Genomic DNA, 706 nt, shown 5'->3' with positions numbered 1-706 from the left:
AATTTGGACGTATCCTACCATGTTCTTAAGGGCAGCAATGTGGCACGCGCAGTAGCTACTGGTCTCAGGACTGGCATTAAGGACGTTACCATCAAGGCTAAGAGCCTGAAGCTCAGCACTGATAGCACCGGCTTCAGGGCCCAGGGTGTTTATGCAACAGGCGGTAAGATTACCATTGATGCAGACACCACTATTTCTACATCTGCGCAGACAGAAAGCAATGGTATTTACAGTGGTAGCGGCGGTACTGTTACCATGAACGGCAATCTGGATATTCAAAAGGATAGCAATGCAGCTAATTACATTGCGCTGAAGTCTGACGATAATGGCGTTATCAACGTTAACATGAAGGACGGTAAGGCAGGTGCGGGAATTGTCAAGATTGATGGCGATGTCTACACCAAGTCTGCAGAAACCTATGATTATTGGGAGGAGGAAACAACTTCTACATCTTCTACCGTTAATCTGGCATTGCAGGGCAAAGACAGCAGCTGGAATGGCCGCAGCCTCTACGAAGTTACTTCCGGTGATGACTCAACCAGCTATGGTACCTTTAACCTGTGGTTGGCAGATGGTGCAACCTGGACAAACGAGAAGAACGGCAAAGAGGTTCCGAGCGGCTTTACTGGCAGCCATGTAACCAACTTTACCGGCGGCAGCGATGCAGCACACGCAGGCAACATCTTCCAAAACGATACTAAGAATA

The 706-nt window shown here is 48.4% G+C and carries 1 protein-coding gene; it reads left to right on the top strand.

The genetic code is table 11. The features are described 5' to 3' along the window. Nucleotides 1–706 (top strand): hypothetical protein (locus BN587_RS00320; RefSeq protein WP_044483864.1); only part of this gene is annotated, 706 nt, incomplete at both ends.

It is taken from the genome of Phascolarctobacterium succinatutens CAG:287, from assembly GCF_000434895.1.
Classification (GTDB): Bacteria; Bacillota; Negativicutes; order Acidaminococcales; family Acidaminococcaceae; genus Phascolarctobacterium_A; species Phascolarctobacterium_A succinatutens_A.
The sequence above is the reverse complement of the archived record's forward strand: the minus strand, read 5'-3'. Positions and strand labels throughout refer to the sequence as shown.